This window comes from Streptomyces sp. NPDC059201, from assembly GCF_042754585.1.
GTDB lineage: Bacteria > Actinomycetota > Actinomycetes > Streptomycetales > Streptomycetaceae > Streptomyces.
The window spans coordinates 209,022-233,339 of the sequence record NZ_JBHZBB010000006.1 but is presented as its reverse complement, the minus strand read 5'-3'; the positions used below and the strand labels follow the sequence as shown (position 1 = coordinate 233,339).

At 73.9% G+C, this 24,318-nt stretch carries 20 protein-coding genes and 1 pseudogene; 6 read left to right on the top strand and 15 right to left on the bottom strand.

Going from position 1 to position 24,318, the window contains the following annotated elements; all coding sequences use genetic code 11:
* Positions 1-110: 110 nt before the first annotated feature.
* The 8 genes from ACFXMG_RS21185 to infC form a co-directional block, all read right to left on the bottom strand.
* A complete protein-coding gene (locus tag ACFXMG_RS21185; protein WP_383825446.1) occupies positions 111-1,130 on the bottom strand; it encodes a hypothetical protein in 1,020 nt (339 codons plus the stop codon).
* 160 nt (positions 1,131-1,290) lie between these two features.
* Complete coding sequence (pheT, locus tag ACFXMG_RS21180) at positions 1,291-3,819, bottom strand: phenylalanine--tRNA ligase subunit beta (protein WP_383825443.1); 2,529 nt, start codon at positions 3,817-3,819, stop codon at positions 1,291-1,293.
* Positions 3,819-4,946 carry a phenylalanine--tRNA ligase subunit alpha gene (gene pheS, locus ACFXMG_RS21175; RefSeq protein ID WP_383825441.1) on the bottom strand — a complete coding sequence of 376 codons (1,128 nt, stop codon included), beginning with the start codon at positions 4,944-4,946 and terminating at the stop codon, positions 3,819-3,821. The genes pheT and pheS overlap by 1 nt, the downstream gene beginning before the upstream one ends.
* A gap of 167 nt (positions 4,947-5,113) precedes the next feature.
* Positions 5,114-6,244, bottom strand: coding sequence for an ATP-binding protein (locus ACFXMG_RS21170; RefSeq protein ID WP_383825438.1), 1,131 nt, complete (start codon positions 6,242-6,244; stop codon positions 5,114-5,116).
* A 136-nt stretch (positions 6,245-6,380) separates the two neighbouring features.
* Entirely contained in the window at positions 6,381-7,220 is an 840-nt protein-coding gene (locus ACFXMG_RS21165; protein WP_383825436.1) for a TrmH family RNA methyltransferase, read from the bottom strand.
* A gap of 109 nt (positions 7,221-7,329) precedes the next feature.
* A complete protein-coding gene (gene rplT / locus ACFXMG_RS21160) occupies positions 7,330-7,716 on the bottom strand; it encodes a 50S ribosomal protein L20 (RefSeq protein ID WP_043227974.1) in 387 nt (128 codons plus the stop codon).
* A 106-nt stretch (positions 7,717-7,822) separates the two neighbouring features.
* Positions 7,823-8,017, bottom strand: a complete 195-nt coding sequence (gene rpmI, locus ACFXMG_RS21155) for a 50S ribosomal protein L35 (protein ID WP_015032399.1) — start codon at positions 8,015-8,017, stop codon at positions 7,823-7,825.
* Positions 8,018-8,143: 126 nt separating this feature from the next.
* Positions 8,144-8,848, bottom strand: coding sequence for a translation initiation factor IF-3 (infC, locus tag ACFXMG_RS21150; protein WP_383825432.1), 705 nt, complete (start codon positions 8,846-8,848; stop codon positions 8,144-8,146).
* 305 nt (positions 8,849-9,153) lie between these two features.
* On the opposite strand from infC, the gene ACFXMG_RS21145 reads away from it, so the two are divergent.
* The gene (locus ACFXMG_RS21145) at positions 9,154-9,543 is read left to right on the top strand and encodes a DUF1844 domain-containing protein (protein ID WP_384901785.1); all 390 of its coding nucleotides are present in this window, start codon (positions 9,154-9,156) and stop codon (positions 9,541-9,543) included.
* A 22-nt stretch (positions 9,544-9,565) separates the two neighbouring features.
* Here ACFXMG_RS21145 and ACFXMG_RS21140 read toward each other — a convergent pair whose 3' ends face one another.
* The 3 genes from ACFXMG_RS21140 to ACFXMG_RS21130 are packed head-to-tail and all read right to left on the bottom strand — an operon-like array spanning position 9,566 to position 12,256.
* Entirely contained in the window at positions 9,566-10,300 is a 735-nt protein-coding gene (locus tag ACFXMG_RS21140) for an SseB family protein (RefSeq protein WP_383825426.1), read from the bottom strand.
* Positions 10,301-10,346: 46 nt separating this feature from the next.
* Positions 10,347-11,552, bottom strand: a complete 1,206-nt coding sequence (mycP, locus tag ACFXMG_RS21135) for a type VII secretion-associated serine protease mycosin (RefSeq protein WP_383825423.1) — start codon at positions 11,550-11,552, stop codon at positions 10,347-10,349.
* Entirely contained in the window at positions 11,549-12,256 is a 708-nt protein-coding gene (locus ACFXMG_RS21130) for a hypothetical protein (protein WP_383825421.1), read from the bottom strand. Before ACFXMG_RS21130 ends, mycP begins: the two co-directional genes overlap by 4 nt.
* Positions 12,257-13,634: 1,378 nt before the next feature.
* Here ACFXMG_RS21130 and ACFXMG_RS21125 point away from each other — a divergent pair.
* Positions 13,635-14,837, top strand: a complete 1,203-nt coding sequence (locus tag ACFXMG_RS21125) for an amino acid deaminase/aldolase (protein WP_383825418.1) — start codon at positions 13,635-13,637, stop codon at positions 14,835-14,837.
* 3 nt (positions 14,838-14,840) lie between these two features.
* Here the strand turns inward: ACFXMG_RS21125 and ACFXMG_RS21120 are convergent, their stop codons facing one another.
* Genes ACFXMG_RS21120 through ACFXMG_RS21110 form a run of 3 tightly spaced genes read right to left on the bottom strand, consistent with a single transcriptional unit; the run spans position 14,841 to position 18,378 of the window.
* Positions 14,841-15,629 carry a 3-oxoacyl-ACP reductase gene (locus ACFXMG_RS21120; RefSeq protein ID WP_383825415.1) on the bottom strand — a complete coding sequence of 263 codons (789 nt, stop codon included), beginning with the start codon at positions 15,627-15,629 and terminating at the stop codon, positions 14,841-14,843.
* Positions 15,630-15,635: 6 nt separating this feature from the next.
* Positions 15,636-16,991 carry an aldehyde dehydrogenase family protein gene (locus tag ACFXMG_RS21115; protein ID WP_383825412.1) on the bottom strand — a complete coding sequence of 452 codons (1,356 nt, stop codon included), beginning with the start codon at positions 16,989-16,991 and terminating at the stop codon, positions 15,636-15,638.
* Positions 16,992-17,013: 22 nt separating this feature from the next.
* Positions 17,014-18,378, bottom strand: a complete 1,365-nt coding sequence (locus tag ACFXMG_RS21110; RefSeq protein WP_383825409.1) for a glutamine synthetase family protein — start codon at positions 18,376-18,378, stop codon at positions 17,014-17,016.
* A 41-nt stretch (positions 18,379-18,419) separates the two neighbouring features.
* Between ACFXMG_RS21110 and ACFXMG_RS21105 the strand changes: the two genes are divergently transcribed.
* Both ACFXMG_RS21105 and ACFXMG_RS21100 read left to right on the top strand, forming a co-directional pair.
* Positions 18,420-19,208: a FadR/GntR family transcriptional regulator gene (locus tag ACFXMG_RS21105; protein WP_383825406.1), complete on the top strand. Its 789-nt coding sequence runs from the start codon at positions 18,420-18,422 to the stop codon at positions 19,206-19,208.
* A gap of 105 nt (positions 19,209-19,313) precedes the next feature.
* Positions 19,314-20,009: a gamma-glutamyl-gamma-aminobutyrate hydrolase family protein gene (locus tag ACFXMG_RS21100; protein WP_383825404.1), complete on the top strand. Its 696-nt coding sequence runs from the start codon at positions 19,314-19,316 to the stop codon at positions 20,007-20,009.
* A gap of 61 nt (positions 20,010-20,070) precedes the next feature.
* Here ACFXMG_RS21100 and ACFXMG_RS21095 read toward each other — a convergent pair whose 3' ends face one another.
* Entirely contained in the window at positions 20,071-21,516 is a 1,446-nt protein-coding gene (locus ACFXMG_RS21095; RefSeq protein ID WP_383825401.1) for a purine-cytosine permease family protein, read from the bottom strand.
* A gap of 67 nt (positions 21,517-21,583) precedes the next feature.
* On the opposite strand from ACFXMG_RS21095, the pseudogene ACFXMG_RS21090 reads away from it, so the two are divergent.
* Positions 21,584-22,210: pseudogene (locus ACFXMG_RS21090) on the top strand (TetR/AcrR family transcriptional regulator); the annotation flags it as partial.
* 322 nt (positions 22,211-22,532) lie between these two features.
* The gene (locus ACFXMG_RS21085; protein ID WP_383825398.1) at positions 22,533-24,164 is read left to right on the top strand and encodes an amidohydrolase; all 1,632 of its coding nucleotides are present in this window, start codon (positions 22,533-22,535) and stop codon (positions 24,162-24,164) included.
* The last annotated feature ends 154 nt before the right edge of the window (positions 24,165-24,318 follow it).

Here is a 24,318-nt window from a genome sequence, read left to right as displayed (position 1 = left end):
CCCGGCGCGCCGCCCTTCGCCAGCCCCCCGCCACGCGCACACACCCCCGACCCTCGCCGCCCCGTACGAGCCGGGCGGGCGCGGGGCGAGTCCGATCTCCGGCGGAAGCGTCAGCGCGACCAGACCTGCCGCATGTGATCCCTGGCATCGCCCGGGGCCTCGAGGCGCTCGAATTCGTGAGGCGCGACGCGGTAGAGGACATCTATCCCGTAGCGGTGGAGCATGGCGATGTCCGCGTCGACAGGACGGTTCGGGAAGAGCGCGCTGAGCCGCTCCACGCGTTCCGGGCTGTGCGGTGCGTAGTCGAGGAGCTGGCCCAGGGCCAGGCGGACATGGGCATGGCCACTGTCGCTCTTGGCCTCGATGACCTCGGATCCTTCGGTTCCGGCGACGTGGAGATCGGTGATGCCGGACGGCGTGCGGAGCCGCCGCACGTCCCGACCGGTCAGGGTCTCCTTGTATTCCGTGACCAGGAGGGCCTCGGCCCGATGGACCACTATCTCCCGCTCGGTCCGGCGGTACGCGGTCCTCTCCGTGTGCATACTCTCCACGTCGACGACCTTGGCGCCCTCGGCGATCAGCCGCGCCACCTCGACGTCCCGGTCGAGCGTGCGGCGGTCCTCCGTGGCGGTCCGGATGCCCAGACCGTCCAGCACCTCGTCGGCCTTCATGCCCCGCAGCACCCGGAGTCCCATGAAGTAGTCGCCGGCGTTGAAGCTGGGCAGGTCCCAGATCTCCTCGTACGGGATCAGGGTCGGCTGGAACGCGAGCAGGCTGTACACATTCAGCCAACTCCCCTTCCTACGGTCCTTCTCCCACATGGTGTCGGCGAAGTCCGCGTTCCTGAAGGTCACTCCGACCTCGCCGATGCCGCGGACATGGTTCTGCCCGGTGAAGAGCACCACGTCGCCCGTCCCGAGCAGCGACATGTTCCGGTCCTGAACCGACGTCGCTCCCCAGAAGCGTGCCTGCCCGGACGAGTGCACGCTCAGGAGTCGCTCCAGCTGCTGCTCCGTCAGGGCATCCGCGTACGGAGTGGAACCGAACGGGACCTCTTGGGCCAAGGTGTCCTTCCAGTGCCGCCGGGCCACGGCGTTCCCGTAGGACGGCTGGATCGCAACATGTGGCACTTCGCTTCATCCTCCCCTGATTTCTCTCACGTCACGCGCGTGGAATCCGTCGATGCTGCCATACGGGGCCCCAACGGAGTCGCCTCTGTCCGGAACGGAACGGCGAAGGGCCGCCCCGGGAGTGGTTCCGGGGCGGCCCTTCTGGGTGGGGCTGGGTGTGTCAGGCGCCGCGGAGGGTGGCGCCGGTGTGTTCGGCGGCCAGGGCTACCGCGGCGTCGCGGGCGGCGGTGGCCTCCTCGACGGTGAGGGTGCGGTCCTCGGCGCGGAACCTCAGAGCGTACGCCAGGGACTTCTTGCCCTCGCCGACCTGGTCGCCGGTGTAGACGTCGAACAGGCGGATGGACTCCAGGAGTTCGCCCGCGCCGCCGGCCAGGTAGTACTCGACCATGGCGGAGGGGACGGCCTCGTCGACGACCAGGGCGACGTCCTGGGTGGCGACCGGGAAGGCGGAGATGCGCGGGGCCTTGACGGGGCCCTCACTCGCCCGCTCCAGGACGTCGAGGTCCAGCTCCGTCGCGCAGGTGCGGGCCGGAAGGCCCAGCGCCTTGACGACGCGCGGGTGGAGCTCGCCGCCGTGGCCGGCCAGGGTCTTGACCCCGTCGATGACCACGTGGAAGGCGGCGCAGCGGCCCGGGTGCCACGGGGCGTGCTGGTCGGCGTCGATCAGCAGCTCCACACCGGCCTCGGTGGCGATGGTGCGGGCGGCCTCGATCGCGTCGGCCCAGTCGGACGGGCGGCCCTTGCCCCACCAGCCGGACTGCTCGCGGGCCCCGGTGAGGACGACGGCGGCGTGGCGCGGCTGCGCGGGCAGCGCGGCGTTGACGCCGGCGATCTCCTCGCCGGTGGGACGGCGGTCCACGGGGAGGCGGACCGCGATCTTCGGCTCGGCGGCCGGGCGGAAGACCAGGCCCGTCTCGAAGAGGGCCAGGTCGTGGCTGCCACGGCTGTCGTTCCGGCGCAGCGCGGCCAGCAGGCCGGGGAGCAGCGTGGTGCGGAGCGCGGGCTCCTCGTCGGAGAGCGGGTTGACGAGGGTGACGACCTCGCGGCGGGCGTCGTCCGCGTCGAGGCCGAGCTGGTCGAGCGCCTGCTGCCCCATGAAGGGGTAGTTCGGCGCCTCGACGTAGCCGGCGCCGGCGAGGGCGCGGCCGACCCGGCGGTGGACGCGCTGGCGCTCGGTGAGGCCGCGGCCGGCCGGGGGCTTCGGCAGGGTGGAGGGCAGGTTCTCGTAGCCCTCCAGCCGGATGACCTCCTCGGCGAGGTCGTTCGGCTCGTTGAGGTCGGGGCGCCACGAGGGCACCGTGACGACGAGCTCGTCCTGGCCGTAGACGTCGCAGCCGATCTCCTGGAGGCGGCGGACGACGGTCTCGCGGCCGTACGCCACACCCGCGACCTTGTCGGGGTGGTTCGCCGGCAGCGCGATCGTGCGCGGCGCCGACGGGGCGGCGATCTCGGTGACGCCGGCCTCGGCGGTGCCGCCCGCGAGCAGCACGAGCAGGTCGACGCAGCGCTGCGCGGCGGCGGCCGCGGCCTGCGGGTCGACGCCCCGCTCGAAGCGCTTGGACGCCTCGGAGGCCAGCTTGTGACGGCGGGCCGTGCGGGCGATCGAGATCGCGTCGAAGTGCGCGGCCTCGATGACGACCTCGCTGGAGCCGGTGACGGCGCCGGTCTCGGGGTCGGTCTCCGGGTCGGCGATCTCCGTGTCGGCGCCGCCCATGACGCCCGCGATGCCGATGGGGCCGCGCTTGTCGGTGATGACCAGGTCGGCGGCGTCGAGGACGCGGACCGTCCCGTCGAGGGTGGTGATCTTCTCGCCGGCCTCGGCGCGGCGGACCCCGATGGGGCCGTCGATCCGGGTCCGGTCGTAGGCGTGGATCGGCTGCCCGAGCTCCAGCATCACGTAGTTGGTGATGTCGACGGCGAGCGAGATCGGGCGCATGCCCGCCTTCTGGAGGCGGCGCTGGAGCCAGATCGGCGACCGGGCCTCGGGGGCGAGGCCGACGACCGTACGGGCGGTGAAGCGGTCGCAGCCGATCGGGTCGGCGATCTGGACCGGGTAGCCGTACGAGTTCGGCGCGGGCACGTCGAGGAGCGCCGGGTCGCGCAGCGGGAGCCCGTACGCGATGGCGGCCTCGCGGGCCACACCGCGCATCGACAGGCAGTAGCCGCGGTCCGGGGTGACGGCGATGTCGAGGACCTCGTCGTACAGCTCCAGCAGGACGGTGGCGTCGATGCCGATCTCGTGCTCGGGCGGCAGGATGATGATCCCGTGGTTGGGGTCGTCGCCCATGCCCAGCTCCTCGCTGGAGCAGATCATGCCGCGCGAGACCTTGCCGTACGTCTTGCGCTCGGCGATCCGGAAGTCACCGGGGAGGACGGCGCCGGGCAGGGCCACGACGACCTTGTCGCCGACGGAGAAGTTCCGGGCGCCGCAGATGATCTCCTGGGGCTCGCCGGTGCCGTTGGCCTGGCCGACGTCGACGGTGCAGAAGCGGATGGGCTTCTTGAACTCCGTCAGCTCCTCGATGGTGAGGACCTTGCCGACCACCAGGGGGCCGGTGAGGCCGGCGCCGAGCTGCTCGACGGTCTCGACCTCGAGGCCGGCGGTGATGAGCTTGGCCTGGACGTCACGGCCGGTCTCGGTCGCCGGCAGGTCGACGTACTCCCGCAGCCAAGAAAGCGGGACCCGCATCAGATCTCCATCCCGAACGGCCGGGTGAACCGGACGTCACCCTCGACCATGTCTCGCATGTCTTCCACGTTGTGCCGGAACATCAGCATCCGCTCGATGCCGAAGCCGAAGGCGAAGCCGCTGTACTTCTCCGGGTCCACGCCGCAGGCGATGAGCACCTTCGGGTTGACCATGCCGCAGCCGCCCAGCTCGATCCAGCCTTCGCTGCCGCAGGTGCGGCAGGGCCGGTCCGGGTTGCCGACGGACTCGCCGCGGCAGACGTAGCAGAGCATGTCCATCTCGGCGGACGGCTCGGTGAACGGGAAGAAGTTCGGGCGGAGCCGGGTCTTCATGTCCGCGCCGAAGAGCGCCTGGACCATGTGGTCGAGGGTGCCCTTGAGGTCGGCCATGGTGAGGCCCTCGTCGACGGCGAGCAGCTCGATCTGGTGGAAGACCGGGGTGTGCGTGGCGTCGAGCTCGTCGGTGCGGTAGACGCGGCCGGGGCACACCACGTAGACCGGGGGCTCCCGGTCGATGAGGGTGCGGGCCTGGACCGGCGAGGTGTGGGTGCGGAGCACGACACCGGACTCGTCACCGCTGGTGCCCTCAGGGCCCTGGACGAAGAAGGTGTCCTGCATCTGCCGCGCCGGGTGGTCCGGCACGAAGTTCAGGGCGTCGAAGTTGAACCACTCGGCCTCGACCTCGGGGCCCTCGGCGACCTCGTAGCCCATCGACACGAAGACGTCGGCGACGCGCTCCATGAGGGTGGTCAGCGGGTGGCGGGCACCGGCCGGGACGCGGTCGTACGGCAGGGTGACGTCGACGGCCTCCTCGACGAGGACGCGGGCGTCGCGCTCGGCCTCCAGTTCGGTCTGGCGGGCGGCGAGCGCCTTGGAGACCGCGCCGCGGGCCTGGCCGACGAGCTTGCCGGCCGCGGCCTTGGCCTGCGGGGGCAGCGCGCCGATCTCGCGGTTGGCGAGGGCGAGCGGCGAGGTGCCGCCGGTGTGCGCCGTCTTGGCGTGGGCGAGCGCGTCGAGGTCGCCGGCGGCCGCGAAGGCCGCGAGCGCCTCGTCCCGCATGCGCTCGATCTCATCCGGTTTCAAGGCTTCGACCTCGACCGGGTCGTACGACTTATTGGGTGCCGACATCTCTTCCCGTGTCTTCCGTTGGGCTTGGCTGGGGCGACCCCGGTTCGACGACAGACGACAAGGGCGCAAACGTGCCAAAGGTCGAGTCTAACGGGGTGCGGGGACGCTGATGAGCCCGTGGGGGCCCCGGTGGCTCTGGATCCCGTCGGGTCTCGGTGGGTGAGACGTCAGACGAGATGGGCCGGGGTGCCGACGGGCAGGATAAATCGGAACTCGGCGCCGCCGCGCGGGCCGCGTCCGACGGTGATGGTGCCGCCGTGGGCCTCGACGAGGCCCTTGACGATATAGAGGCCGAGCCCGGTGCCGCCGCGCTTGCTGCCGCGCCAGAAGCGGGTGAAGACGCGGTTCATGGACTCCTCGGGGATGCCGGGGCCCTCGTCGCTCAGGGTGACCTCAGTCCCCTCCTCGCCGGTGTCGTCGCCCGCGGTGCGGGGCGCCACCTCGATGGTGACGGTTCCGGCGCCGTGGCGCACCGCGTTTTCCAGGAGGTTGCCGAGGATCTGGTCGATCTTGTCGGGGTCGGCCCAGAGCGCGGGCAGTCCGGGCCGGGTCCGGACGAAGAAGCGGTCGGGGGCCTGGCCGCCGGTGGTGTGCACCTGGACGTGCCGACCGATGGCGGCGGCGATGTCGACGGGCTGGCGGCGCACCTCCAGGCGGCCGGCGTCGATCCGGGAGATGTCGAGGAGTTCGGCGATGAGCCGTTTGATGCGGCCGGCGTCGGCGTCGACGGTCTCCAGCATGAGCCGCTTCTGCTCGTCGGTGAACCGCTCCCACTTGCTGAGGAGGGTGGCGGTGAAGCCCTTGACCGAGGTGAGCGGGGAGCGCAGTTCGTGGGCGACGGTGGCGATGAGCTCGGCGTGGCTGCGCTCGGAGCGGCGGCGGGCCTCGGTGCCGCGCAGGGAGACGACGACCCTGCGGACGGGGCCGGTGGGGTGCTCGCGGACGTACCGGGCGGAGACGAGTACCTCGCGGCCGCCGGGCAGCAGCAGGTTCCGCTCGGGCTGGCCTCGCCGGGTGGCGAGGCCGCCGTAGGGGTCGGTGAGGCTCCACCAGCGGTGCCCCTTGAGGTCCTCCAGGGGCAGGGCCTGGTCGAGCGGGCGGCCGATCGCCTCGGCGCCGGGGACGGCGGTGATCCGGCTGGCGGCGGCGTTGAAGCAGACGACGCGCCCGCTCTCGTCGGCGACGACGAGCCCGTCGGGCAGGTCGTCGGGGTCGATCCCGGGCCACGGCTCGGGCGCGCGCGCCCCGTCTCCGCGTCGCCGTCCGGTCCGCGCGGGACTGTCCGTGCCGGCCGTCATCCCCGTCTCCCACCCCTCCGTGTACCGCAGTGGGCCCCCGAGTGCGTCACTCTACTGGGCGAGGGTGACCGGCGGGAGTCGGAAGGGCACAACGAGTGGCCGAAACTCGACGGCGGGGTACGGCGGCGGGGTGGGGTCAGGCCGTGCGGCGGGGGCGCTGTGCGCGGGCGGAGGCGTACAGGCAGACCGCGGCGGCGGTGGCGAGATTGAGGCTCTCGGCCTTGCCGTGGATGGGGACGCGGACGACGGCGTCGGCGAGCGCGCGGGTCTCCTCGGGCAGCCCCCACGCCTCGTTGCCGAAGATCCAGGCGGTGGGGCCGCCCATGGTGCCGGCGTCGAGCTCGTCGTCGAGGTCGTCCTGGCCGGCTCCGTCGGCGGCGAGGATGCGGACGCCCGCGCCCTTGAGTCCGGCGACGGCCTGCTCGACGGGGACGCCGACGGCGACGGGCAGGTGGAAGAGGGAGCCGACGGAGGCGCGGACCGACTTGGGGTTGTACAGGTCGACGGAGGCGTCGGTGAGGACGACCGCGTCGGCGCCGGCGGCGTCGGCGCAGCGGAGCACGGTGCCGGCGTTCCCGGGGTCGCGGACGTGCGCGAGGACGGCGACGAGCTTGGGCTTCGCGGCGAGGATCGCGTCGAAGGGCGAGTCGAGGAAGCGGCAGACGCCGACGAGGCCCTGCGGGGTGACGGTCTGGGAGACCTCGGCGAGGACGGCGTCGGAGGCGTGGTGGACGCGGGCCCCGGAGGCGCGGGCGGCCTCGACGATGGGCGCGTACCGCTCGGCCGCCTCGACGGTGGTGAAGAGCTCGACGAGGGTGGGGGCGCCGTCCGGGCCCCGGTGCGCGACGGCCTCGCGGACGGCCTGGGGGCCCTCGGCGAGGAAGAGGCGGTCCTTGCCCCGGAAGTTGCGCTTGGCGAGCCGCCGGGCGGCGACGACGCGCGGGGAACGCGGGGAGATCAGCTCGGGGGTGGACATGTGCCTGGGGCTCTCTGTCTCGGCTCGACTCGGGTACGGGGGTGTCAACGCGCCGGACCCGCAGGCGCGGGGCCTGCGGGTCCGGGCGGAAGTGCTGCGGCCTGGAAGATCAGGCGGCGGCCTTCGGGGCGTTGACGTCGGCCGGGAGGGCCTTCTGCGCGACCTCGACCAGCGCGGCGAACGCGTTGCTGTCGTTGACGGCCAGCTCGGCGAGGATCTTGCGGTCCACCTCGATGTTGGCGGCCTTCAGACCCTGGATGAGGCGGTTGTACGTCATGCCGTTCTGGCGGGCAGCGGCGTTGATGCGCTGGATCCACAGCTGACGGAAGTCGCCCTTGCGCTTCTTGCGGTCGTTGTAGTTGTAGACCAGCGAGTGGGTGACCTGCTCCTTGGCCTTGCGGTACAGGCGCGAACGCTGACCGCGGTAGCCGGAGGCCGCCTCGAGGATCGCCCGGCGCTTCTTGTGGGCGTTGACTGCCCGCTTGACGCGTGCCACTTCTTACTCCTTGTAGCGGGGCCGTGGTGTGTTCACACGACCCGGAAAACGGATGGGTCCCGGTCTGGGCCGGATGCCCTCGGGGTCCGAGGGCGGGAGATCAAGCTCAGATGCCCAGCATCTTCTTGATCTTGGCGGCGTCACCCGGGGCCATCTCGGCGTTGCCGGTGAGGCGACGCGTCAGCTTGGACGACTTGTGCTCGAGCAGGTGGCGCTTGCCGGCGCGCTCGCGCAGGATCTTGCCGGAGCCGGTGACCTTGAAGCGCTTCTTGGCACCGGAGTGCGTCTTGTTCTTCGGCATAGCGCCGTTATCTCCTCGTCAGTGGCGCTCCCCCCGGTGCGGGCACCGGACGACCGGGAGCGTCAATTCTTCGATGGGTGGTACCGGGCGGGACCCGGGGGCTGCCACCGGGGCAGCCCCTTCGGATCACGCCTCGGCGTTCTCGGCCGACGTGTCGGCCGAAGCCTCCTCGGCGCCGGCCTCGGCGGTGGCCGCCTCGGGCACGAGGCCCTGGCGCTCCGCCTTGCGCGCGGCCTGGGCCTCGCGCGCCTCGGCCATGGCCTCGGTCTTCTTCTTGTGCGGACCCAGAACCATGATCATGTTCCGGCCGTCCTGCTTCGGGTTGGACTCGATGAAGCCCAGGTCCTGGACGTCCTCGGCGAGGCGCTGAAGAAGGCGGTAACCGAGCTCGGGCCGGGACTGCTCACGACCACGGAACATGATCGTGATCTTGACCTTGTCGCCCTGCTTGAGGAAGCGGACGACGTGGCCCTTCTTGGTGTCGTAGTCGTGCGGGTCGATCTTCGGCCGGAGCTTCATCTCCTTGATGACCGTGTGCGCCTGGTTCTTGCGCGCCTCACGGGCCTTCATGGCCGACTCGTACTTGAACTTCCCGTAGTCCATGAGCTTGCACACGGGCGGACGGGCGTTCGCCGCGACCTCGACAAGATCGAGGTCGTACTCCTGCGCGAGCTCCAGGGCCTTGGCAAGGGGGACGATGCCCACCTGCTCGCCGCTGGGGCCGACAAGACGCACCTCGGGAACGCGAATCCGCTCGTTGATGCGGGGCTCGGCGCTGATGGATCCTCCTCGGTAGCACCACGCGACCGCCTTGGCGGACGGACACGTCACGTCAAATCACTGTGACCAACCGCGCGGCAACATGAAAAATGCCCCGGACGGGACACAGGCGGGGCTCCAAAGACAAACCGGAGCACCACCACGGTCAACCGCGGGGCGCACATCGGGCGGCTCCATCGTCCGTACGGAACGATGGGCGCCACCTGACCGGTGACCCGCCGCCCGTGAGGGCGGTCAGGTGGGAGATCGGAGCCTCCACTTGTGGGCCGGGCACATAGGTGTCCGGCCGGTCGTTACACAAGGTTAGCAGGACCCGGCGGTCGGCGCGAACCGCGCGCCCGCTTATCGTGTGGGGCATGAGCGAGACCCCCCAGAACGAGTCCACGACCGCCGCCGACCCGGCCGGCGACACCCCCGACTTCGAGGCCATGGCCCGCGACATCGCCGAGGTCCCGGCGGTCGAGGTGATCGTGACCGTCGCCGTCAATCTGATGAGCGCCTCCGCGGTCAAGCTGGGCCTCACCGAGGAGGGCGACGAGCACAAGGAGCTCGACGAGGCGCGGAAGCTGATCCACGCGCTCGCGGGCCTGCTCGACGCGAGCACCACGGAGATCTCGTCCTTCCACGCGGCTCCGCTGCGCGACGGCCTGAAGTCCCTCCAGCTCGCCTTCCGCGAGGCGTCGGTCGTCCCGGACGAGCCGGGTCAGGGTCCGGGCGAGAAGTACACGGGGCGGGTCCTCGGCTAGAGCGCTCGGATCGCTTCTCGGATCACTTCTTTACGTAGAAGGGCTCGCCCGGGGGCGTGGCCGTGACCGGCAGGAGTGCCAGGTCGAGGCCCCGCACCAGGCGGGCCCTCAGTGTTTCGTCGGCGGCCAGGGCGCGGGCCACGCGCTGCGCGGCCTCGGCGGGGGCCGCGTCCTCGGCGAGGACCAGGGCGAGGGTACCGTCGGCGGTGCCGGGGCCCAGGTGGGCGCGGAGGACGGCGGGCTCGGCGGCGACCGCGGCGCGGACCGCGTCCCGTACCGCCGGGTCGTCCAGCGGGTCGGTGCTGGTGCGGCCCTCGGCGAGGGCAAGCAGCGCGGCGCCGCTCACCTGGTAGGGCACCGGGCCGGCCATGTCGAGGACCAGGGTGTCGGCCTTCTCGTGGACGAGGGCGGCGAGCGCCTGCTGGAGGGGGACGGCGACGGGGCGGGCGGCCGGGTCCCACAGGGCGAGCGAGGCGATCGAGGTGAAGGCGGGCAGGCCGCGCCGGTCGCCGGCGGTCAGCGTCGGCACCGCCATGTCGCTGGTCTTCTCGCGCTTCAGCCCCGTCTCCGGGTCGGTCTCGACCTCGCCGAGGACGGCGACGACGGGGACGAGGAGCCGGGCGCCGCGCAGCGCGTCCAGGACGGGTCCGTGCGCGGTTCTGTCCTCCGCCCAGGCGGCGAGTGCCGCGGCGAGCGCCGGGTCGGCGGTGCCGTCGTCGTCGGAGAAACCGGGGTCCGGGATGTTCTTGAGCTCCACGCCCCGAGCCTAACGGGCCGGGTACGGGGCTCGGGCCGCCGGGCCGTCAGCGCGTGCGGCCCGCCCGGTGGAGGACGAGGGCGGTCAGCAGGAGGAGGGCGCCGAGGCCGCCGGCGAGGGGGGCGAGGAGTCCGGGGGCGCCGCTCTCCTCGGGGGCGGGGAGGGGGCCGGGGCCGAAGTACGGGCCGCGGTGGCCGGCGGTGGCGTTCTTCGGGTCGCCTGCCTTGAGCGCGGCACCGGCCTCGATGGCGGCGGCCGGGTCGACCGTGCCGTAGCCCTTGGCGTCGCTGCGGCCGCCCTCGGGCCGGTCTCGGGCGGTGTCGACGAGGAGCTTCTTGACCTGGGCGGGGGTCAGGTCGGGGTGGGCGGAGCGGACGAGCGCGACGGCACCGGAGACGAACGCGGCGGCGGCACTGGTGCCCCAGCCCTCGTAGTACTTGCGGTCGGGGTCGGCGATGACGATGTCGACGCCAGGGGCGCTGACCGTGGCGTACCAGCGGCGGGTGGAGAAGGAGGCACGGGTGCCGTAGCGGTCGACGGCGGTGACCGCGATGACGCCGGGGTAGGCGGCCGGGTAGGAGATGTGGTCGCCCTTCTCGCCGCCGTTGCCCGCGGAGGCGACGACGGAGACGCCCTTGGCGAGGGCGTACTGGACGGCGGCGTCCTCGCCGGGGTCGGGGTGGGCGGACTTCGAGTCGTCGCCGAGGGAGAGGTTGATGACGTCGGCGCCGTGGTCTGCGGCCCAGCGGATGCCCTGGGCGAGGGCGGTGCCGCGGGTCTTGCGGGCCTTGTCGCGGGCCTTGTCCTTGCCTTCGAGGATGACGCGGACGGGCAGGATGCGGACGCCGGGGGCGATGCCGAGGACGCCGCTGTCGTCGGCCCAGCCGTGGCCGTGGCCCGCGATGATGCCGGCCATCGCGGTGCCGTGGCGGGCCCAGGCGGGGTCGCCCTCGGTGGCGCCGAAGCCGATGAAGTCGTGGCCGGGCAGGACGGAGCCGGTGAGGTCGGGGTGGTCGGCGTCGACGCCGGTGTCGAGGACGGCGACGGTGATGCCCTCGCCCTTCGTGGTACGCCACGCCTCTTCCGTACGGAGGGTGTCGAGGCCCCACTGGCGGTCCCGGATGGCGTCGGCGTGGGCGGGCGCGGCGGCGGGGAGCACGGAGAAGGCGGCGGCGAGGAGGATGGCGGCGGGCGCGGTGACGGCCGTGCGGACGCGGGCACGGGGCCGGGCGGGCGTACGGGGCCGGGTCACCGTTGCTCCTCTTCCTTCGCGGCGTTCAGGGCGGTGGTGCGGAGCTGCTTCTCCAGGCGCTCGGCGATCCCGAGGGCCTCGTGGCCGAGGCCGGACTGGGCGACGGCGTCGGTGCGGCCCTTCCTCATGGCCTGGTCGGCGGGGACCGCGCGGTCGACGGCGCGGCCGTCGGCAAAGCCGGAGACGGCGGTGACGACGACGGGCAGGTCGGTCGGGGCGGTCACCCACCAGCCGGCGCGCTGGCCCGGGCCGAACCCGGCGGCGACGGTACCGGGCCCGGGCAGCGAGGGCGGCACGTCCTGCCCGAGGCGCCCGGCGAGCTTGGGGCCTTCGAGGGCGCGCTGAGCGGTGACGTCGGCACGCGTGAAGACGAGCCCGACGGTCAGGACGCTGCTGGCGGTGGCGTCGGTGTACGTGGCGCGCAGCACGCGCTCGCAGCCGAGGGGCCGCAGCGCGGCGAGCAGCCTGGGGGCGAGGGAGGCGGAGGCGCAGGGGGCGTCCGGGGCGACGACGACGCGGGTCCAGGTGCGAGCGGAGGGGCCGGGGCCCGCCTGCGGGGCGGTGAGCGTGCGCGGGAAAAGAGTGTCGACCGGCGCGTTGTGCCAGAGCTCCTTGGCGACGGCGTACCCCGGGGGCTCGGCAGGCTGCCCCCCGCCGGACGCGGCAAGCCACACCCCGGCAAGCGCCCCGCCGATCAGCCCCATCCCAAGCACCACACAGGCCCCGACAACCACCCCCCTCCCCCGCCGCCCCTCCCGTATAGGCCGCAGCCGGGTGGTCGTCTCGACAGCCGTCTCCCCCAGGTCGTACGCAGGCACCCGCACGGGGCGCAGGCGGGTGGTCGTCTCGACGGGCGGGGCGGGGGGCGCGGCAGTGGCGGAGGCGGCCGGGCGCTGCGGGGCCCGCGCCGGCGGGAGCGGGGCGGTGGTGGAGGGGCGCCGGGGGGTGGTCTCCGCCGGGGCGGGCGGGGCGGCCGGGGCCGTACCGGACGGGCGCCGGGGCGCCGCCACCGGCGGAGCGGCCGGGGCCGCGGCGGGCTGCGGGGGCCGGGCGGGGGACGGCACCGTCGGACTGGCGGCGGGGCGCGGGGTGGTCGCCGGGCGCGGCGTGGTCGCGGGGCGCGGGGGCGTCGCGGATGGGCGCGGCGGGGTGGATGCGGGGGGTTGTGCGGCGTCGGCGGCGGTGCGCGGGGCGGACGCCGGGGACTGCCCAGCCGGGACGGCGGTGGAACGCGAGGCCGTCGCGGGGCGCGGCAGCGTCGCGGGCTCGGGCGGGGGCGTGGACGCCGGGTGCGGCGCAGCAGGGGCGGCGGGACGAGGGGGCGTCGCCGGGCTCTGCCGGGCCGTGGGCGCCGCCGGGCGCGGCAGGGCAGGCGCCGGAGACATCTCGGGGCGCGGGGCGGTCCTCGGGCGCTGCTCGGACACGGCGTCCTGCGTGGACGCCGGGCGCGGCGGCATCGCGGGCGCGGGCTGGCGCGGCGGCGTGGACGCCGGGGGCGTCGCAGCCGGGTCGGCGGCGGGACGCAGGGCTGTCGCCGGGCTCTGCTGGCTCGCGGGGCGCAGCGGCGTCGCGGACTCGGGCGGGCGCGGCGTGGAAGCCGCGGGCGGTACAGCCGGGCCGGCGGCGGGGCGTGGGGGCGTCGCCGGGCTCTGCTGGGCCACGGGCTTCTGCGTGGTCGCAGGCTCCACCGGGCGCGGCGCCGGGGGCGGCACGGCCGGGCCCGCGGAGCGAGGGGGCGTCGCCGGGCGCGGTGGCGGCGCGGGCTCCGCCGCGTGCGGGGCCGGAGGCTGCGCGGCCGGGGCGGCGGCGGGCTGCGTGGCCCGGGCGGCGGGGCGTTGCGCGGTCGCGGGGGTGGGCGCGGGAGCCGTGGGGGTGGGCGTGGGGGTGAGGGTGGTGGTGAGGGTGGAGAGGGCGCTGGTGGGGGGGGTGGGGGTGGGGGGGAGGGGGGGTGTGCGGGGGTTGTGCTCGTTGGTCATCCCGCCCCCTGCTCCTGCCGACAATGCCCGTCACTCTACGGGCTGTTCCCCGCCGCGCGGGAACCCAGGGGTACCGACCCCCCTGACGGTCTGGCAAGCTCGGGCCATGACTCCCCGTGCCGCCGACCGGGCCCGGTACGACCGGGCCACCGCCGCTCTGGACGCGCCGCTGGCGATCGTCGATCTTGAGGCGTTCGACGCCAACGCGGAGGATCTGGTGCGGCGGGCGGGCGGGAAGACGATCCGGGTCGCGAGCAAGTCGGTGCGGTGCCGGGCGCTGCTGGAGCGGGTGCTGGCGCGGGACGGTTTCGCCGGGGTCATGTCGTTCACGCTGGCCGAGTCGCTGTGGCTGGCGCGGGCCGGGTTCGAGGACGTCCTGCTCGCCTATCCGTCGGCCGACCGCGCGGGTTTCGCTGAGCTGGCGCGGGACCCGAAGCTCGCCGCCGCCGTCACCGTCATGGTCGACGACGTGGCGCAGCTCGACCTCGTGGACGCGGCCCGGGCCGGCGGCACCGAGGAGGTGCGGGTCTGTCTGGAGATGGACACGGCGCTGCGGCTGCTGGGCGGCCGGGTGCGGATCGGGGCGCTGCGGTCTCCGCTGCGGACGCCCGTACAGCTGGCGGAGCTGGCCCGGTCGGTGGTCCGGCGGCCGGGGTTCCGGCTGGTCGGGCTGATGGCGTACGAGGGGCATGTGGCGGGTGTCGGGGACGCGGTGGCCGGGCGGCCGCTGCGGTCGCGGGCGGTCCGGGCGATGCAGGCGGTGGCCCGCCGGGAGCTGGCCGGGCGGCGGGCGGCGGTGGTCGGAGCCGTACGGGCGGTGGCGCCGGACCTGGAGTTCGTGAACGGCGGTGGCACCGGCAGCGTGCAGCACACCGCAGCCGAGGCGGCCGTCACCGAGATCGCCGCCGGTTCGGGGCTCTTCGTGCCGCGCCTCTTCGACGGTTACTCGTCCTTCAGCGGCCGCCCGGCGGCGCTCTTCGCGCAGCCCGTGGTGCGGCGCCCCGGCGTCGGGGTCGTCACCGTGCTCGGCGGCGGCTATCCGGCGTCCGGCGCGGCGGGGCGGGACCGGCTGCCCGTGCCGTACCTGCCGGAAGGGCTGCGGTACGACCCTCAGGAGGGCCCCGGCGAGGTGCAGACCCCGCTGCTGGGCTCGCCGGCCGACGATCTGCGGATCGGCGACAAGGTGTGGTTCCGGCACGCGAAGGCCGGCGAGCTGTGCGAGCGGTTCGACGCGCTGCGCCTGGTGGAGGGGGACCGTGTGGTGGACACGGTCCCGACCTACCGGGGCGAGGGCCGCACCTTCCTCTAGGGACTACAGCGGGGTGACGTAGGCGCCCGAGATGCCGCCGTCGACCAGGAAGTCGGCGGCGTTGACGAACGAGGAGTCGTCGCTCGCGAGGAAGGCGACGGCGGCGGCGATCTCCTCGGCCTCGGCGAAGCGGCCGACGGGGATGTGCACGAGCCGGCGGGCGGCCCGCTCGGGGTCCTTGGCGAACAGCTCCCGCAGGAGCGGGGTGTTGACCGGGCCGGGGCAGAGCGCGTTGACGCGGATGCCCTCGCGGGCGAACTGGACGCCGAGCTCGCGGGACATGGCGAGGACGCCGCCCTTGGAGGCGGTGTAGGAGATCTGGCTGGTGGCCGCGCCCATGACCGCCACGAAGGAGGCGGTGTTGATGATGGAGCCCTTGCCCTGGCGCCGCATGTATGGCAGGGCCGCCTTGCAGCACAGGTAGACGGAGGTGAGGTTGACGTCCTGGACGCGCCTCCACGCCTCCAGGCCGGTCTCCAGGATGGAGTCGTCGTCGGGCGGCGAGATGCCCGCGTTGTTGAAGGCGATGTCGACGGAGCCGTACGTGTCGTGGGCGACCCGGAAGAGGATCTCGACCTCCTCCGGGTCGGTGACGTCGACCTGGACGAAGGTGCCGCCGACGGCCTCGGCCGCGGCCTTCCCGGCCACCTCGTCGATGTCGCCGCACACGACGTGCGCGCCCTCGGAGGCGAGCCGCCGGGCGGTGGCGAGTCCGATGCCGCTGCCGGCCCCGGTGATGACGGCGGTGCGGCCGACGAGGCGGCGGCAGACGTTCTCTTCGGTGCTGGTCATGGGTGCTCAGCCTTCCGTGCTGATGAAGACGTTCTTGGTCTCGGTGAAGGCGGTCAGGGCGTCGGGTCCGAGTTCGCGGCCGAGGCCGGACTGGCGGAAGCCGCCGAAGGGGGTCCAGTAGCGGACGCTGGAGTGGGAGTTGACGGAGAGGTTCCCGGCCCGGACGGCGCGGGAGGCGCGCAGGGCGCGGCCGATGTCGCGGGTCCAGATGGAGCCGGAGAGGCCGTACGGGGTGGCGTTGGCGAGCCGGATCGCGTCGGCCTCGTCCTCGAAGGGGAGGACGACGGCGACGGGTCCGAAGACCTCCTCGACGGCGCAGGGCGCGTCCTCGGGGAGGCCGGTGAGGACGGTCGGCGGGTACCAGAAGCCGGGGCCCTCGGGGGCCTTGCCGCGGATGGCCTCGGCGCCCTCGGGGACGTAGGAGCGGACGCGGTCGAGCTGGGCGCGGGAGATCAGCGGGCCCATCTGCGTGCGCTCGTCGAGCGGGTCGCCGACGACGGTCTCCTCGACGGCGGGGGCGAGCAGTTCCAGGAAGCGGTCGTACGCGCTCCGCTGCACGAGGACGCGGGTGCGGGCGCAGCAGTCCTGGCCGCTGTTGTCGAGGAAGGCCATGGGGGCGGCGGCGGCCGCGGCCTCGATGTCGGCGTCGGCGAAGACGATGTTGGGGCTCTTGCCGCCGAGTTCGAGGGTGAGGCGCTTCACCTGGTCGGCGGCCGTGGCCATGATCTTCTTGCCGGTGCGGGTGGAGCCGGTGAAGACGATCTTGGCGATGCCGGGGTGGGTGACGAGGGCGTGCCCGGCGATGGGGCCCTCGCCGGGGAGGACCTGCAAGAGGTGCTCGGGCAGGCCGGCCTCCAGGGCGAGTTCGGCGAGCCGGAGCGCGGTGAGGGGGGTGGTCTCGGCCGGTTTGAGGAGGACGGCGTTGCCGGCGGCGAGGGCGGGTGCGGTGGCCCAGGCGGCGATCGGCATGGGGAAGTTCCAGGGCGCGATGACGCCGACGACGCCGAGGGGTTCGAGGAGGGTGACGTCGAGGCCGCCGGGGACGGGGATCTGGCGTCCGTTCAGGCGCTCCGCTCCCCCGGCCGCGTAGTCGAGGAGGTCGCGGACGTTTCCCGCCTCCCAGCGGGCGTTGCCGATCGTGTGGCCGGCCTCGCGGACCTCCAGGAGGGCGAGTTCCTCGGTGTGGGCGTCGACGACGGCGGCGAAGCGGCGGAGCAGGCGGGCGCGGTCGGCGGGGGCGGCCGCGGCCCACGCGGTCTGGGCGGCGGCCGCCCGGGTGACGGCGGTGTCCACGTCGGCGGGGGTGGCGGCGGGGACGGTGGCGACGAGTTCCTCGGTCGCCGGGTTCAGTACCTGGAGCAACTTCCGTTCCTCTCGGAGGGGTTCAGAGGCGTTCGAAGGAGCGGCGCAGTTCCCAGTCGGTGACCGCCGCGTCGAAGGCGGCGAGTTCGACGCGGGCCATGTTGAGGTAGTGGGCGACGACCTCGTCGCCGAACGCCTCCTTGGCGATCTCGCTGGTCTCCCAGAGCTCGGCGGCCTCGCGCAGGGTGGTGGGGACGTGGGTGTGGTCGGCGGTGTAGGCGTTCCCGGCGCAGGGCGACGGGAGTTCGAGGCCCCGCTCGATGCCGTGGAGGCCGGCGGCGATCATCGCGGCGACGGCGAGGTAGGGGTTGACGTCGCCGCCGGGGACGCGGTTCTCGAAGCGGGTGGAGGGGCCGTGGCCGACGACGCGGAAGGCGCAGGTGCGGTTGTCGTGGCCCCAGGCGACGGCGGTGGGGGCGAAGGAGCCGGGCTGGAAGCGCTTGTAGGAGTTGATGTTCGGGGCGTGGAGGAGGGAGAGGTCCCGCATCGCGGCGAGCTGTCCGGCGAGGAAGTGGCGCATGGTCGCGGACATGCCGTGCGGGTCGTCGCCGGCCATCACGTTGGTCCCGGTCGCGTCCTGGAGGGAGAGGTGGATGTGGCAGGAGTTGCCCTCGGCCTCGTTGTACTTGGCCATGAAGGTGAGCGCGACGCCTTCCTGGGAGGCGATCTCCTTGGCGCCGGTCTTGTAGACGGCGTGCTGGTCGCAGGTGACGAGGGCCTCGTCGTAGCGGAAGGCGATCTCGTGCTGGCCGGGGTTGCACTCGCCCTTGGCGGACTCGACGGTGAGTCCGGCAGCGGTCATCTCGTTGCGGATGCGGCGCAGGAGGGGTTCGACGCGTCCGCCGCCGAGGACGGAGTAGTCGACGTTGTACTGGTTGGCCGGGGTGAGGCCGTGGTAGCCGGCGTCCCACGCCTGCTCGTAGGTGTCCTTGAAGACGAGGAACTCCAGCTCGGTGCCGGCGTGGGCGGTGAGGCCGTGGGCGGCGAGGCGGTCGAGCTGGCGGCGGAGGATCTGGCGGGGCGCGGCGGTGACGGGGGTGCCGTCGGCCCAGGTCAGGTCGGCGGTGACCAGGGCGGTGGCCTCGTTCCAGGGGACGCGGCGCAGGGTGGTGAGGTCGGGGCGCATGGCGAAGTCGCCGTAGCCGCTGTCCCAGGAGGACATCGCGTAGCCGTCGACGGTGTTCATCTCGGTGTCGACGGCGAGGAGGTAGGCGCAGCCCTCGCTGCCGTGGGCGAGGACCTCGCCGAGGAAGAAGGGGGCGGCGAAGCGCTTTCCCTGGAGCCGGCCCTGCATGTCCGGGAAGGCCAGGACGACGGTGTCGATCTCGCCGTCGGCCACGAGGGAGCGCAGTTCCTCGACGGTCAGCGGGGGTGTGCGGTCTGCCACGGGACGACTCTCCTCGTTCGGCCTGCCGGGAGCCCTAAGGTATGGGGGGAGACCATTGCTTGGGAAGTGTCGGGGGAAGGGGTGGCGCGAAGGTGATCCGTACGAGTGAACCGGGCGGCCCGGGCGACCGGTTGACGCCCGTGCTGCGTCCGGTCCGGGCCGGGAACGGCTTCGAGGAGGCCCTGGAGCAGATCCTCCAGGTGGTCCGCCTGGGCCTGGTCCCGGACGGCGAGCGGCTGCCCGCCGAGCGGGAGCTGGCCGAGCGGATGGGGATCAGCCGGGTGACGCTGCGCGAGGTCCTGAAGGTGCTCCAGGAGCAGGGCCTGGTGGAGAGCCGGCGCGGCCGGTACGGCGGAACGTTCGTGCTGCCGCGCCCCCAGGGCCCCGACGAGGCGGAGCTGCGCCGCCGGATCGCCGCCGTCGACATGGAGGACACGCTGCGCTTCCGGGAGGTCCTGGAGGTGGGCGCGGCCGGGCTGTGCGCCGCGCACGGACTGGACGCGGCGGGCGGGGAGCGGCTGCGGGCGGCGCTGGCGGCCACCCATGACGCGCCGCTGGCCGACTACCGCCGGCAGGACACGCTGCTCCACCTCACGCTGGCCGAGCTCTCCGACTCCCCCAGCCTGACGGCGCGGTACGCGGCGGTCCGGGCGACCGTCAACGACCTGCTGGACTGCATCCCGCTCCTCGTACGCAATCTGGAGCACTCGCAGCACCAGCACACGGCGCTGGTGGAGGCGGTCCTGGAGGGGGACGCGGACGCGGCCCGCGAGGTGATGCGGGAGCACTGCGCGGGGACGGCGGCGCTGCTGCGGGGCTTCCTGGCGTGAAGGGCGTGACAGGCGTGAAGGGCGTGAAAGGTATGTCCTGGGTCCATTGACCGGCCGGACGTCCTAGAGTCGGCGCAGGTTCCGCGAGACCCAGGAGGCAGCCCCGTGACCAAGCCGCTCATCGGTGTGACGACCTATCTCGACCGGGCGCGCTGGAGGGTCTGGGACATGCCCGCCGCGCTGCTGCCCGCGCGGTACCCGCGGTACGTCCGGGAGGGCGGCGGGCTCGTGGTGATGCTGCCGCCGGACGAGCCGGCGGAGGCGGCCGCCGTGCTGGCCCGGCTGGACGGCCTGGTGGTGGCGGGCGGGGCGGATGTGGAGCCCGTACGGTACGGGGCCGAGCCCGATCCGCGGACCGGCCCGCCGGCGCGGGAGCGGGACTCCTGGGAGCTGGCGCTGATCGAGGCCGCCCTCGCCTCGGGCACGCCGCTGCTCGGGATCTGCCGGGGGATGCAGCTGCTCAACGTGGCGCTGGGCGGGACGCTGACGCAGCACCTGGACGGGCACGCGGAGGCGGAGGGGGTGATGGGGCTGCACCCGGTGAAGCCGGTGCCGGGGACGCTCTACGCCTCCCTCGTCCCCGAGCTGACGGAGGTGCCGACCTACCACCACCAGGCCGTGGACCGCCTCGGCGCGGGCCTGGCGCCCTCGGCGTACGCGGAGGACGGCACCGTGGAGGCGGTGGAGCTGGCGGAGCCGGCCTGGGCCCTCGGGGTGCAGTGGCATCCGGAGATGGGCGAGGACCCGCGGGTCGTCCGGGGCCTGGTGGAGGCGGCCGTACGGAGGCGGGAACGGGGCTGAGACGGGTGCGCGGGGCGGCCGGGGTGGGCGGTCCGGCCGCCCCGCTGTTCGGGGGCCGCGGTCAGGCGGCGAGGGCGGTGGCGGCGACCGAGCGGCGGCCGAGGACCACGTAGAGGGCGGTGGCGACGGCCATGCCGACGGGCAGCGAGAGGTCCATGCCGACGGCGGCGGCGACCGGGCCCGTGTAGATGCTGTCGACGCACAGGGCGCCGGCGGCGAGGCCGCCGAGCAGGGCGGTCGCGCCGGCCGGGTTGACGCCGCCGGTGTACCAGAAGGGGCTGCCGGGGGTCTCGTCGGCGAGGGCGGCGGCGTCGTAGCGGTTGCGGCGCAGCACGATGTCGGTGGCGTAGACGCACATCATCGGGCCGGTGAGGACGGTGATCACCTGGAGGGCGTTGCTGACGGTGTCCAGGAAGTTGGAGACCAGCAGCCCGTAGAGGGTGAGGGCGACGGCGACGGCGCCGTCGAAGAGGACGCTGACGGTGCGTCGGACGCGCAGGCCCACGGCCTGGAGGGCGAGGCCGGCGCTGTAGGCGGTGAGGGCGTTGATCGCGATGGTGCCGAGGACCAGGGCGAGCAGGAAGACGGGCACGAACCAGCCCGGCAGGATCGCCTGGAGCGCCGTCTGCGGGTCGGACATGTCGACGGCGGTGGCGGCGAGCGCGCCGAGCGAACAGACGATGACGCTCGGGACGAACGCGCCGAGCGCGTTCCACAGGACGATCGCGCGCGGGGAGCTGTCGCGGGGCAGGTAGCGGGAGAAGTCGGCGCTCGTGGTGTACGAGAGCGGGCCCGAGGCGATCATGGTGGTGCCCGCGAACAGCACGGCCCACAGGGCGAGTCCGGAGAGCGGCTCGGCGGGGGTGTACGAGAAGTCGGCGTGCCGGAGGACGGCGAGGGCGACGACCGCGAAGGCGCCGCTGAGGGCCAGCGTGATCGGCAGGTAGAGCTTCATGATCATCGCGTGGCCGTAGACGCTGATCGCCAGCGTGAGGGCGGCGATGACCACGACGACCGCGATCTGCACCGGGGTGTTCGCCGGTACGCCGGTCTTCTCGACGAGCGCGAAGGCGGCGGTCGCGGCGGCGGTGAGGTTGAGCGCGAAGTAGCAGACGGAGACCAGCCAGCCGCCGACGGCGTTGTTCACGCGGTTGCCGAGGACGCCGTAGAGGGCGCGGGTGACGACCTCGCTGGGCGCGCCCGCGGCCGGGCCCGAGGTGGCGAGCACACCGGTGAGCAGCCAGAAGAGGTTGCCGACGACGATCACGCCGATCGCCTGCCCGAGCGTGAGACCCATGAAGACCAGCGCGCCGCCGATGACGAGGCTGAGGTAGTTGACGTTGGCGGCGGCCCAGACGGAGAAGAGCTCGCGGGGGTGTCCGTGGCGCTCGCTCTCCGGGATGTGGTCGATGCCGTGGGCCTCGATGCGGCCGGGCCGGTCGCCGGCCGGCAGGGGTGCCGACGCGCGCTCTGTCCCGGGGCGCGGGTCGGGGATCGTGGAAGCCATGCGGCCCTCCGGTGCGTGATTGCCCACCTGGTTGCTTATTGGTCGCACACTCAATAGCATCGCCGGTATGTCGTCAAGCGTCCAGCGCAAGCGAATCCGGAAATCACCCGAGGCCAGGCGTGCGGAGATCGTGGCGACCGCCGCGCGGATCGCCCTGACCGAAGGGCTGGAATGCGTCACTCTGCGGCGCGTCGCCGAGGAGCTCGCCGTCCGGCCCGGTCTGATCAGCCACTACTTCCCCTCGGCCGAGGACCTGGTGGCCGAGGCGTTCTCGGTCGCCGCCCTCGGCGAGCTCGACACGCTGCTCCCCGCCGAGCGCGTCGACGGCACGCCGGGGCAGTACCTCGCGCGCTACTTCGCGCTGTCGTCCGGCGACGCCTACGACGACATCAGCCGCCTCTGGATCAACGCCCGGCACCTGAGCCGCTACCGGCCCGTCCTGCGCGACGTGGTCACGCGGATGGAGCTCGCCTCCGACGACCGGCTGGAGGAGCTGATCCGGGACGGCGTCGCCCGCGGCGAGTTCCGTACGGACGACGCGCGGTCGGCGGCCATCCAGATCCTCGTGGTCCTCGACGGCCTCGGCGCCCACGCCAACTCGGACCGCACCGACCGGCCCGCGGCGGTGACCCGCCTGGCCCTCAGCACGGCCGAACGCGCCCTCTCCCTGCCCCACGGCACCCTGGACGCCCCCGGCGCGACCGGCACCCTGCCGCTGGTCTACTCCCCCACCGAGGCGGCGGAGGCGGCGGTGCCGCGGGCGGCGGCGATGGCTGCGGCGGAGGCGGCGGAGGCAGAGGCGGCGGCTGAGGCTGAGGCGGCTGCTGGGGCGGCGGCTGAGGCTGAGGCAGCGGCTGAGTCCGTGGCCGGGGCTGAGTCCGTGGCTGAGGCGGCTGCCAGCGGCGCGGCTGCCAGCGGCGTGACGGCCGCCGACGACTGAGGTTCCGCCGCGCGCACCCCCGCGCGACCGGCGCCGCGATCACCCTTCTCGTACCACCACCGCAAGGAGCACCACCGTGTCCAGCCGACTCGTCCTCCACTCCGCACGACTGCTCGACCCCGCCACCGGGGGCTTCCTCGCGGCGAGCGCGCTCGCCGTGGACGAGGAGGGACGGATCTCCGCGCTCGGCGACGACCGCGAGGTGCGGGAGCTCGCCGGGCCGACGACGACGGTCGTCGACCTCAAGGGCGCCGTCGTCACGCCCGGGTTCGTCGACGGGCACGTCCACCCCGTGACCGGGGCCGAGCTGACCGGCGGCCTCGACCTCTCCCGCTGCACCGGCCTCGACGACGTACGGGAGGCGCTGGCGCGGGAGGTACGCGGGCTCGGCCGGGGCGACTGGCTGTTCGCGTGGGGGCTCGACCCGAACGTCTTCGGCGACGAGCCCGTCGGCGTCGCGCCCTTCGACGCGGTCCTCGACGGGGTGCCCGCCTTCCTGCTGCTCTTCGACGCGCACTCCGCGCTCGCCTCCCGCCGCGCCCTCGAACTCGCCGGGGTCGACGGTCCCCGTACGTTCACTCAGGCGTCCGCCGAGATCGTCTGCGACGCCGACGGGCGTCCCACGGGGCTGCTCCAGGAGGACGCCGCCTGCGAGCTGATCGAGCGGGTCGCGCCGCAGCCCACCCGCACGGAGCGCCTGGAGCGGCTGGCCACGGCGCTCGACGCCATGGCCGCGTCCGGGCTGACCGGCGGGCACGTCATGGACGCGAACGGCGACAGCCTCGACCTCTTCACCGAGCTCGATGCCGCCGGCCGGCTGCCGCTGCGGCTGCGCGTCGCCCCCTGGTGCCAGCCGGGCACGGACGCGGACGGCGTCCAGGAGCTGATCGCGCTCCAGGGCCGGGGCGGCGCCCTGTGGCAGGTCGCCGGCGTGAAGCTCTTCATGGACGGCACGATCGACAACGGCACGGCGTGGCTGGAGCGGCCCGACTGCCACGGCGAGTCCCGCCACGCGTTCTGGCCGGACCCGGAGGCGTACACCGAGATCATCGGCGCGCTGCACCGCGCCGGGGTGGCGACGGCGACCCACGCCATCGGCGACGCGGCCGTCCGGCACGTCCTCGACTCGGTCGAGAAGGCGCGGGCGACCGGCGGCGACGCGGCGGTACGGCACCGGGTCGAGCACATCGAGACCGTCCCGGACGACACCCTGCGCCGCTTCGCCGCGCTGGGCGTGATCGCCTCCATGCAGCCCACCCACTGCTGCGACTTCACCCGCGCCGACCACACCGACAACTGGTCGCGCCGGCTCGGCGAGGAGCGCGCCGGACGCGCCTGGCGCTGCCGCGACCTGGTGGACTCCGGGGCGACCGTGGTGCTCGGCTCGGACTGGCCGATCGCCCCGTTCCCCCCGTTGGGCGTGCTGGCCGGCGCCGTGCACCGCCGCCCCACCCGCGACCTGACCCAGCCGCCGCACGGCCCCGAGCAGGCCCTGACCCCGCTGGAAGCACTCCGCGGCCTCACGACGGCCGCGGCCTACGCGTCCGGCGAGGAGCACCTCTCCGGCCGCCTAGCCCTCGGCCACCGCGCCGACCTGACAACCCTCGCCGCCAACCCCCTCACCACCCCGCCCTCGGACCTCCCGGACGTCCCGGTGCTACTGACGACCGTGGACGGGCGCATCACACACCGGGCGGCGGAGGTGTAGGGCCTCCGGCCCCAGCCCCGGGGCGACCGCCGACGGGACGCGGTGCGTCGGGGTCGAACCCCCACGCGCGCGTGCCGGTGCCAGTCCCGGTACGGCTGACGACGGACGCGCCACCCATCGGGCACCGCAGGTGTCGGCCCCCCGGTCCCGACCC